The following is a 10,100-nucleotide window of genomic DNA, read 5'->3' on the forward strand; positions in this document are numbered from 1 at the left end:
AGTGCGCATCCTGCGCCAGCCATCCTATGAACCTGCATCTCCCATAGCGGCCCGCATGGCGGCGAGCAAGGGATGGCCGGGCTGCCGGCCGTCCCAGCCGTCGAAGCTCAGCACAGCCTCCGGCGGCAGGCGCTGGCGCCAGCCCTTCACCTCCAGTTCGGGCCGGGCATAGGCTTCGTGCACATAGCCCAGGCACAGATAGGCAACCGGAACCACCCGCTCGGGAATGCCCAGCGCCTCACGCAGGCGCGCCGGATCGACGATACTGACCCAGCCGACCCCGACCCCCTCGGCCCGTGCAGCCAGCCAGATATTCTGCACCGCGCAGACGGTGGAATAGCGGTCCATCGCCATGTCATGGGTGCGGCCAAGCACCACCGGGCCGGCGCGGTCGGGATCGCAGGTGATGCACAGATTGACCGGGGCATCGACGATGCCTTCCAGCTTCAGCGCGCGATATTGCGCCTGCTTCTCGGGCGGGAACATTGCCACGGCCTCGGCATTGGCTTCCTCGAAGAGAGCCTGCACCTTGCGCCGGGTTTCGGGGCAGCGCAGCACGAGAAAACTCCAGGGCTGCATGAAGCCGACCGAGGGCGCGTGATGCCCGGCCGTGAGGATGCGGGCGAGGACATCATCAGGCACAGGCTGCGGGCTGAACTGGCTGCGAACGTCCCGCCGGGTGAAGATAGCGCGATAGACGGCTTCACGTTCGGCCGGCGAAAACGGCCCCGAGGGCGCGAGCGCCTCGTTGGATGGGTCCATCGTCATTCCCCTTGCGATGGCAATCGCCGCGCCGTCCGCGCACGCCGATCTATCGCCTCCGGCCGGTCTTCTGACTCGGGATCCACCCATCCGGACGCCTTCCCCGCAGAGCGAGTGGCCTGAAACCTGCCCGGATAGTCCCCCTTACAGCGTTGGGCACGTCGCGGCTTCAAACCGCGTTCCCGATTCTCCCGCAAGCGGGCACCGAAGGTCTTGCGGGTGTAGCATGGGAGGTGCCGGCTGCCCAGCCGTTTGGGGCGCTGATGCCGAGCTGCCGGCGGCGAAGTGGACAGGGTGCAGGCTTGTGGCCTAGAATCGTCGGCTAGGCTTTCGGGCAATGACGCATCCTGGCAATCGCGAAATGAACAAAATCGATCTCAAACGGCGCGCCGGCGATCAGCCCGATCCCCTGGAACAGGCCAATCCCGTGCGGCTCGGCACCCGCCTTCGCCTAGCCCGGCAGACGAGGGGCTTGACGCTGAAGGCCCTGGCCACGGCCGCGGAGTGCTCGGAAAGCCTGCTGTCCAAGATCGAGAACGGCAAGGCCTCCCCCTCCCTGCCCATGCTGCATCGCCTGGTCGAGGTGCTCGGTACCAATATCGGCTGGATGTTCGAGGAATCAGACAGCGAGGAGGGCATCGTCTTTCGCGCCGGCACGCGCCCGCTGATCTCGCTGGACCCGCTCCGGCGCGGCGAAGGCATTTCGCTGGAACGGGTGATCCCCTATTCGCCCGGCCATCTTCTCCAGTGCAACATCCACCATATCGAGGCCGGCGGCGAGAGCGCCGGACCGATCCAGCACCAGGGGGAGGAAGTCGGCTATGTGCTGGCCGGAACCGTGGAGCTGATGGTCGGCGAGCGCACCTTCAAGCTCTCCGTCGGCGATACCTTCGTGTTCAAGTCCGAACTGCCGCACTGGTATCGCAACACCGGAACCGAGCGCGCCAGCATCTTCTGGGTCAACACGCCCGCCACCTTCTGAGGAAACCTCGAGGAGCCAATAAAACACCTCTGCCATTCCCGGCGCCGCCGAAGGCGGCGGGAAGAGAATCCAGGGGCAAAAATGGAGCCCCTGGCCCTGGATCCCCTTCCCGGGGCCTTTGGTCCCGCCGGGGATGACATAAGCACTTCTTCTCCAGGCTCTGTGCCGTCGGCTTTTCAAGAATCCCTCAAACCGTCATTCAAGTAACTTGACATGAATTCAAGTCTCTTGAATGATGCGGATGTCAGAACTGAGAATGAGCCCGGCACGGGCCATCCATGAAGGGAATTGAAATGCGGCTTTCAAAATATCTCGCCGGCTGCGCGGCGGCGGCAGCCCTGGCGCTGTCCCTCGGATCGGTGTCCGCTTCGGCCGACACTTTCGCCCTGGTCACCATCAACCAGCAGGCCCTGTTCTTCAACCAGATCAACGAAGGCGCTGAAGCCGCCGCCAAGGCGGCCGGCGCCAAGCTCGTCATCTTCAACGCCAACAATGTTCCAAGCGCCCAGAACGACGCGATCGAGAACTACATCACCCAGAAGGTCGACGGCATCATCCTGATCGCCATCGACGTCAATGGCGTGAAGCCCGCCATCACCGCCGCCAAGAAGGCCGGCATCCCCGTCATCGCCATCGATGCCCAGATTCCCGACGGCGACAATGTCTCCTTCGTCGGCGTCGACAATCTCAAGGCGGGCGAGGACATCGGCAAGTTCTATGCCGACTACGTCAAGGCCAAGCTGAATGGCACCGCCAAGATCGGCGTGGTCGGCGCCCTCAATTCCTATATCCAGAACCAGCGGCTGGACGGCTTCAAGAAGGCGGTGACGGCCAGCGGCCTCAAGGTCACCTTCCTCGACACCGTCGACGGCCAGAACGTGCAGGACGTGGCGCTGAGTGCCGCCGAGAACCTGATGACGGCCAACCCCGACATGACCACGCTCTACGCCACCGGCGAGCCCGCCCTGCTCGGCACCGTCTCCGCCGTGACCAGCCAGGGGCGCACCGACGGCGTCAAGGTCTTCGGCTGGGACCTGACCAAGCAGGCCATCGAAGGCATCGACCAGGGCTGGGTGACCGGCGTGATCCAACAGGACCCGGCCGGCGAAGGCAAGGCTGCGGTGGAAGCCCTGACCAAGCTCAAGAAGGGCGAGAAGATCGAGCCGATCATCAACGTTCCCGTGACGATCGTCACCAAGGAGAACGTCGACAAGTTCCGGGGCATGTTCAAGTAACGGGCCGACGGCGATTTCCTGATTAAGGTCGCGCTGCCCCTCACCTTACCTCTCCCCGTAAGAACGGGGCGAGGGGACTTCGATCGCGCATTTCATACCGAAAAGATCTCATCTCGCCCAACCGTTGGGCGAGATGACAGGGCTCAAGAATCGATCACAACGCTTGCGCCCCCTCGCCCCGTTCTTACGGGGAGAGGTAAGGTGAGGGGCAGCGCGAGCTTTCGAGATTTGTGAAGTCTCATTCCCGAAGCCTCGGGACAGACTTTTCATTGCCAGGCGGAACCATGATGGACAGTGGCGAACCCTACCGCGTCAAGATGACCGGTATCTCCAAGCGATACAACACGATCCAGACCCTGGACGACGTATCGCTGATGCTCAGGCCCGGCGAGGTGCTGGGACTGGTCGGCGACAACGGTGCCGGCAAGTCGACCCTGAGCAAGGTGCTCTCGGGCGCCGTGATCCCCGACTCCGGCACGATCGAGATCGACGGCAAGGTACAATCCTTCGCCTCCCCCGCCGATGCCCGCGCCGCGCGGGTGGAGATGGTCTATCAGGACCTTTCGCTGTGCGACAGCGTCGACGTTGCCGGCAATCTCTTCCTCGGCCGCGAGCCTCGGCACCGTATCCTCGGCGTGCCCTTCCTCGATCAGCGCCGCATGCATGGGCAGGCCCGCGACATGCTCGACAAGCTCGGCATCGTCATCGCCGATACCAGGCTGAAGGTCGAGAACCTCTCCGGCGGCCAGCGCCAGTCGATCGCCATCGGTCGCGCGGCTTCCTTCAACCCCTCCGTGCTGATCATGGACGAGCCTACGGCCGCCTTGGCCGTCGCCGAAGTCGAGGCGGTGCTCGAGCTGATCCGCACCGTCAGCGCCCGCGGCGTCAGCGTGATCCTGATCACCCACCGCCTGCAGGACCTCTTCCTCGTCTGCGACCGCATCCAGGTGATGTATGAGGGCCGCAACGTCGCCGAGCGCCGGATCGAGGACACCAATATCGAGGAGGTGGTCAACCTCATCGTCGGCCGCAAATTCAACGCCCGCTCCGCCGGAGCCCCCAAGGACAACGCCTCCAAGGACAACGGAGCTCGCGCATGACGGCCTCATCCACCACGCCCGCCCATCGCCCGCGCGTCCACAAGGCCCGCTGGCGCGACAAGGCGATGGCGAACGGCAGCATCATCTCGATCGCGCTGTTCTTCATTTTCGTCTGCCTGGTCTTCTCGATCTGGACCGAGGCCTTCCTCACCGCCCCCAACCTCCTCAACATCGTGCGCCAGTCGGCACCGCTGCTGATCGTGGCGGCCGCGATGACCTTCGTGATCACCACGGGCGGCATCGACCTTTCGGTCGGCTCGGTTCTGGCGCTCGCCGCGACCCTGTCGGCGGCCTCCCTGCAGGCCGGCATTCCCTGGCCCCTCGTCATCGTGCTGATGCTGGCGATGGGCGGCGTGATCGGCGCCATACAGGGCTTCTTCATCGCCTATGAGCGCATCCCCGCCTTCATCGTCACGCTGGCCGGCCTGTCGGTGATCCGCGGCCTCGCACTCCTGATCACCGCAGGCTATTCGATCCCGGTCGAGGCGCAGAGTCCCTTCACCGCGATCGGCCGGGCCTGGTTCCTCGGCATGCCCGTGCCGGCCCTGATCGCCCTGGTGGTGCTGGTCATCGCCTTCCTCGTCTTCAACCGGACGCCCTTCGGCCGCTATGTCACCGGCGTCGGCGCCAATGCCGAGGCCGTCAGGCGCGCCGGCATCAACACCCGCTTCGTGGTGCTGTGTGTCTACATCCTCTCCAGCATGGCGGCATCCGCCGCCGGCGTCATCCTGGCGGCGCGCCTCGGCTCCGGCTCCTCCAATGCCGGCCAGGGTTTCGAGCTCGACGTCATCGCCGCCGTGGTGCTGGGCGGCACCAGCCTGTTCGGCGGGCGCGGCACCGTTGTCGGCACGGTGCTGGGGGCGCTGACGGTGGCGGTGATCGCCAACGGCCTGGTGCTGGCGCATATGTCGCCCTTCCTGACACCCATCGTCACCGGTTCGATCATCCTGATCGCCATCTGGCTCAATTTCCGCCTGTTCAAGGGCGCCATGAGAAGCCATTGAGCATGGAGCCACTGAGCATGGATCACCTGTTCCAGCCCCGTCCCGCCGAACGCAAGCCGATCGGCATCCGATCCGGCACCGCCATGACCGTGCTCGGCCCCGTGCCGGTGGACGATCTCGGCATCACCCTGATGCACGAGCACATCCTGCTCGACGGCGCCCGCACCTGGAAATGCCCGTGCCACCCGGACGAGCAGGCGATCGCCGAGCAGGCGGTGAATATCGAGATCATCGGCGAATTGCGGATGAACCCCTATATGAACCGCGACAATGTCTCGCTCGACGACAGCGACCTCGCTCTGTCCGAGCTCAAGCGCTTCCAGGCGCTCGGCGGCCATACGGTGATCGAGGCCACCAATATCGGCATCGGCCGGGCGCCCGAGAAGCTGGCACGCATCTCCCGCGCCTCCGGCATGAAGATCATCATGGGCACCGGCTTCTATCTGGAGCCGACCCATCCAGACTGGCTGAAGGCAATGAGTGTCGAGGAGGTGACGCAGTTCATCGTCAACGATGTCGGCGGCGGACAAGAACAGCCTGAGATCATGGCGGGGATCATCGGCGAAGTCGGCGTCAGCAAGGACTTCACCGCCGAGGAGGAAAAGTCGCTGCGCGCCTCGGCGCGCGCGGCCGGGATTACCGGCCTGCCGCTCTCCATCCATCTGCCCGGCTGGGAGCGCCTCGGCCACCGCGTGCTCGACATCGTCGAGGCCGAGGGCGCCGATCTCAGGCACACCGTGCTCTGCCACATGAATCCGAGCCATGCGGACCTCGACTATCAGCGAGCCCTGGCCGAGCGCGGCGCCTTCCTCGAATACGACATGATCGGCATGGACTATTACTTTGCCGACCAGGACGCCCAGTCCCCCTCCGACGAGCAGAACGCCACGGCGATCCGCGCGCTGGTCGACATGGGCTTCACCGACCGCCTGCTGCTATCGCAGGACGTCTTCCTGAAGATCATGCTCACCCGCTATGGCGGCTTCGGGTACGGCTTCATCCTCAAGCATTTCGTGCCTCGCCTCCTGCGCCACGGCGTGGAACAGGCCGCCATCGACCGCATGCTCGTCGACAATCCCAAATCCGTGTTCTCCGCCACTGCGTGAGCCCACGCCTTCCCCCCTTTCCCCAAGGAGTGACCATGTCAAAGAAGAAGATCCTGCTCGCCGGCGAATCCTGGGTCTCGACCTCGACCCATATCAAGGGCTTCGACCAGTTCCCGACCGCGACCTATCACACCGGCGCCGATGAACTCCTCGCCGCCCTGAAGGACAGTGCCTTCGACATCACCTTCATGCCCGCGCATGAAGCCCAGCGCCATTTTCCGCAAAATATCGAGGCGCTTTCCGCCTATGATGCCGTCGTGCTGTCCGATATCGGCGCCAACACGCTGCTGCTCCATCCCGATACCTGGATCCACTCCAAGCCCACCCCGAACCGTCTGCGCCTCCTGCGCGACTATGTGCAGAGCGGCGGCGGCCTGCTGATGTTCGGTGGCTATTTCAGCTTCCAGGGCATCAATGGCGGCGCCCGCTACCGCAAGACGCCCGTGGAAGACGTGCTGCCTGTCGAATGCCTTGCCTTCGACGATCGTGTGGAAGTGCCGGAGGGCTATACCCCCGTCGTCACCGGCGCAGCCGATCACCCGATCCTGCAGGGTCTCGGCACGCAATGGCCTATCCTGCTCGGCTATAACGAGGTGACGCTCAAGCCGGGCGCCGAGGTGCTCGCCACCGTCTCCTCTGACTACGGCTCCCAGCCGTTGCTGGTGACCGGCACCTATGGCAAGGGGCGCACCGTGGCCTGGACCTCCGACGTCGGCCCGCATTGGCTGCCGCCGGGCTTCATCGCCTGGGACGGCTACAAGAAACTGTTCGAGCAGATGCTGGTCTGGGCGACCACGAAGGGCTGAACCATGGCGGTGCATGTCGTCGGCAATGTCTGTGTCGACACGACCTTCCGGCTGGAGCGTTTCCCGGTTCCCGGCGAAACGCTCAATGCCGCCGGTCACGCCGACGGCATCGGCGGCAAGGGCGCCAACCAGGCCATTGCCACTTCACGCACGGGCGCGGACGTGACGCTGTGGGCGGCAATTGGCGACGACGCAGCGGGAGGCTGGATCGCCGACCGCCTCGCGGCGGAAAGTCTTGCCTGCCGCCTCACGGCCAAGCCCCTGCCCACAGACCGCTCGGCGATACTGGTCGACGCCGGCGGCGAGAACATCATCGTCACCGGAAGCCTGTGTGCGGAAGCCTTCGATCCGCTCGCGGAAACGGATATTGCCGACAGGATCGCTGCCGGCGACATCCTGGTGATGCAGGGCAATTTGTCGCCCCGGGCCACCGCGGCCTGCCTGGATCTGGCCCGGCATCGCGGCGCCCGCACCATTCTCAACCCCAGCCCGCTGCCCGCCGCAGCAGGTCCCGCACTGCCGCAGGCCGATATCGTCATCGTCAATGAGGGGGAAGCCCAGGCGCTGACCCGCTGCGAGGACCCCGATCAAGCCGCCATGGAACTGCTTCGGCAGGGAGCCGGCATCGTTCTCGTCACCCTCGGCCCCCGGGGTTGCCTCATTGCCGAGGGAACGACGGGAAGCAACCGCCGCCTGCCGGCCCCGGTAGTCACCGCCGTCGATACCAGCGGCGCGGGTGATATCTTCTGCGGCATCTTCGCCGGCGGCATAGATCTCGGCATGACGCCAGTAGAGGCCGCCAGCCTTGCCATCGCCGCCGCCGCCGTCGCGGTCGGGCGCAGCGGCACCTCGGAATCCTGCCCCAGCAAGGCGGAGATCCGCGACCTCATCAGGACATTGGAAACGGAAAAGCCATGACACCCTCCTCCAAACCCATCGGCCAGGCTGCCGGCGATGCGCTGACCAGCCTGTATGGCAGAACCAAGGTCGTCATCGGCGTGGTGCATCTGGCCCCCCTTCCCGGTTCCCCGCGCTATCAGGGCGAGGCGGTGGAGGCCATCTATCAGCGCGGCCTCGACGATGCGAAGGCCTATCTGCATGGCGGCTGCGACGGCGTGATCGTCGAGAACCACGGCGACATCCCCTTCGCCAAACCCGACGACATCGGCCCGGAAACCTCGGCCTATATGGCGGTGGTCTCCGACCGCATCCGGCGCGAGCTCGGTCGTCCCATCGGCATCAACGTGCTCGCCAATGCCGCCATCCCGGCGCTTTCCATCGCCAGCGCCGCCGGCGCGGGCTTCATCCGGGTCAACCAATGGGCCAACGCCTATGTCGCCAATGAGGGCTTCGTCGAGGGCGAGGCCGCCCGCGCCATGCGCTTCCGGGCCAGATTGCGCGCCAACGGCATCCGCATCTTCGCCGATGCCCATGTCAAGCACGGCGCCCATGCCATCGTCGCCGACAGGCCGGTGGAGGAACTGGTCAAGGACCTCGTCTTCTTCGACGCCGATGCGATCATCGCCACCGGCCAGCGCACCGGCCATGCCGCGGATCTGAGCTATATCCGCATGATCAAGGAAGCTGCCGGCCTGCCGACTCTGGTGGGCAGCGGCGTCACTCCTGATAATGCCAACGACATCCTCTCCATCGTCGACGGCGTGATCATCGCCAGCGCCCTCAAGCATGACGGTGTGTGGTGGAACCCGGTCGATCCCGCCCGGGTGACGGCCTTCATCGCCGGGCTGGCGCGATGACATCTCCGGCAATCAGGGCCGAACGGTTGCAGCAGCGGCTGGAGGCCTTCGCCCATATCGGGGCTACGCCGGCGGGCGGTGTCAACCGCCAGGCCCTAAGCCCGGAAGACCGAGAGGCGCGGCGCCTGCTGGCCGAACTGGCGCAGGCCCGGGGCTTCCAGGTCTTCCAGGATGCCATCGCCAATCTCTTCATCCGCCGCAGCGGCCGCGACGACAGCCTGCCGCCCTTGCTGATCGGCAGCCATCTCGACAGCCAGCCGACCGGTGGCCGCTTTGACGGGGCCCTCGGCACGCTCTCGGCCTTCGAGGTTCTCGAAGCGCTGGAGGATGCCAAGCTGGAAACATCGGGACCTATCGAAGTGGTGGCCTGGACCAATGAGGAAGGCAGTCGCTTCGCGCCGGGCGTGATGGGGTCGATGGCCTTTGCCGGCGCGGCCGATCCGGCGCAATGGCAGTCCCTGGCCGGCAGCGATGGCGCCTCCTTCTCGGACGAACTCGCCGCGACGCTCGCGGCCCTGCCCGAAGCGGCCCTGCGTCCGCTTGGTACGCCCCTGTCCGGCTATATCGAGCTGCATATCGAACAGGGACCGTCGCTTGAAAAGGAAGGCCTCGCCATCGGCGTGGTGACGGGGGTCCAGGGCACGCGCTGGCTCAAGGTCACCGTCACCGGCGAGGCTGGCCATGCCGGCACCACGCCCCTGCCCTATCGCCGCGACCCGATGGTGGCGGCCGTCGGCATGATGCATCAGCTCCAGGCCAGCGTGATGCCCTCCGATGCCGACGCCAGGCTGACGGTGGGGCGGATCGCCACCATCCCGGGTTCTGTCAATGCCATCCCCAAGGCCGTGACCTTCAGCCTCGACCTCCGCCATCCCTCGGCTATCAGGCTCGATGCCATCGAAGGCGAGGTGCGGGCCATCTGCCGCGCCGAGGGCGAGAAGCAGGGCTGTTCGGTCGAGATCAGCATGGCCTTCGACATGCCGCCGGGCGTCTTCGCGCCCGGGATGATCGACACCATCGAGGCCGCGGCCGGCCGCCTCTCCTTGCCCAGCAAGAAAATGGTCTCGGGCGCCTTCCACGACGCGCTGTTCCTTGCCCGCGTCGCGCCGACAGCGATGATCTTCGTGCCCTGCCGGGACGGCATCAGCCACAACGAAGCCGAATATGTCGAGCCCGCCAGCATCAGGGATGGCGCCCGGCTCCTGCTCGAAGCGACGGTCGCGGTGGCGTATGGGGCTGCGATGACATCGGGAGGAGAGCGCCCGTAGGATCTAGCACTACTTTGGCAGATTCAAGGAGACGCTCCGCTGAAGCGGATGCGGCAGTTGGGACATCGATGGAAGGATTT

At 65.5% G+C, this 10,100-nt stretch carries 10 protein-coding genes and 1 riboswitch; of the genes, 9 read left to right on the forward strand and 1 reads right to left on the reverse strand.

Annotation, left to right across the window (positions count from 1 at the left end; genetic code table 11):
- Positions 1 to 24: 24 nt before the first annotated feature.
- Positions 25 to 762: a 5,6-dimethylbenzimidazole synthase gene (bluB, locus tag ABXS05_RS13945; RefSeq protein WP_367624300.1), complete on the reverse strand. Its 738-nt coding sequence runs from the start codon at positions 760 to 762 to the stop codon at positions 25 to 27.
- Between the two features lie 43 nt (positions 763 to 805).
- Positions 806 to 986: riboswitch (cobalamin riboswitch) on the reverse strand.
- 137 nt (positions 987 to 1,123) lie between these two features.
- Here bluB and ABXS05_RS13950 point away from each other — a divergent pair.
- The 9 genes from ABXS05_RS13950 (at position 1,124) to ABXS05_RS13990 (ending at position 10,020) form a co-directional block, all read left to right on the forward strand.
- A complete protein-coding gene (locus ABXS05_RS13950) occupies positions 1,124 to 1,744 on the forward strand; it encodes a cupin domain-containing protein (RefSeq protein WP_149253982.1) in 621 nt (206 codons plus the stop codon).
- Positions 1,745 to 2,037: 293 nt separating this feature from the next.
- Complete coding sequence (locus tag ABXS05_RS13955) at positions 2,038 to 2,979, forward strand: ABC transporter substrate-binding protein (RefSeq protein ID WP_311942541.1); 942 nt, start codon at positions 2,038 to 2,040, stop codon at positions 2,977 to 2,979.
- 284 nt (positions 2,980 to 3,263) lie between these two features.
- On the forward strand, positions 3,264 to 4,079 hold the full coding sequence (locus ABXS05_RS13960; protein WP_367624301.1) for an ATP-binding cassette domain-containing protein: 816 nt from the start codon (positions 3,264 to 3,266) through the stop codon (positions 4,077 to 4,079).
- On the forward strand, positions 4,076 to 5,083 hold the full coding sequence (locus ABXS05_RS13965; protein ID WP_149253979.1) for an ABC transporter permease: 1,008 nt from the start codon (positions 4,076 to 4,078) through the stop codon (positions 5,081 to 5,083). Before ABXS05_RS13960 ends, ABXS05_RS13965 begins: the two co-directional genes overlap by 4 nt.
- Positions 5,084 to 5,100: 17 nt before the next feature.
- Positions 5,101 to 6,189: a phosphotriesterase family protein gene (locus tag ABXS05_RS13970; protein WP_367624302.1), complete on the forward strand. Its 1,089-nt coding sequence runs from the start codon at positions 5,101 to 5,103 to the stop codon at positions 6,187 to 6,189.
- A gap of 35 nt (positions 6,190 to 6,224) precedes the next feature.
- The gene (locus ABXS05_RS13975) at positions 6,225 to 6,995 is read left to right on the forward strand and encodes a glutamine amidotransferase (protein WP_367624303.1); all 771 of its coding nucleotides are present in this window, start codon (positions 6,225 to 6,227) and stop codon (positions 6,993 to 6,995) included.
- A 3-nt stretch (positions 6,996 to 6,998) separates the two neighbouring features.
- Positions 6,999 to 7,913, forward strand: coding sequence for a ribokinase (locus ABXS05_RS13980; protein WP_311942557.1), 915 nt, complete (start codon positions 6,999 to 7,001; stop codon positions 7,911 to 7,913).
- A complete protein-coding gene (locus ABXS05_RS13985; RefSeq protein ID WP_311942560.1) occupies positions 7,910 to 8,752 on the forward strand; it encodes a BtpA/SgcQ family protein in 843 nt (280 codons plus the stop codon). The genes ABXS05_RS13980 and ABXS05_RS13985 overlap by 4 nt, the downstream gene beginning before the upstream one ends.
- Complete coding sequence (locus ABXS05_RS13990) at positions 8,749 to 10,020, forward strand: Zn-dependent hydrolase (protein ID WP_311942563.1); 1,272 nt, start codon at positions 8,749 to 8,751, stop codon at positions 10,018 to 10,020. The genes ABXS05_RS13985 and ABXS05_RS13990 overlap by 4 nt, the downstream gene beginning before the upstream one ends.
- The last annotated feature ends 80 nt before the right edge of the window (positions 10,021 to 10,100 follow it).

The sequence above is a fragment of the Labrys neptuniae genome (genome assembly GCF_040797145.1).
GTDB classification, from domain to species: domain Bacteria; phylum Pseudomonadota; class Alphaproteobacteria; order Rhizobiales; family Labraceae; genus Labrys; species Labrys neptuniae.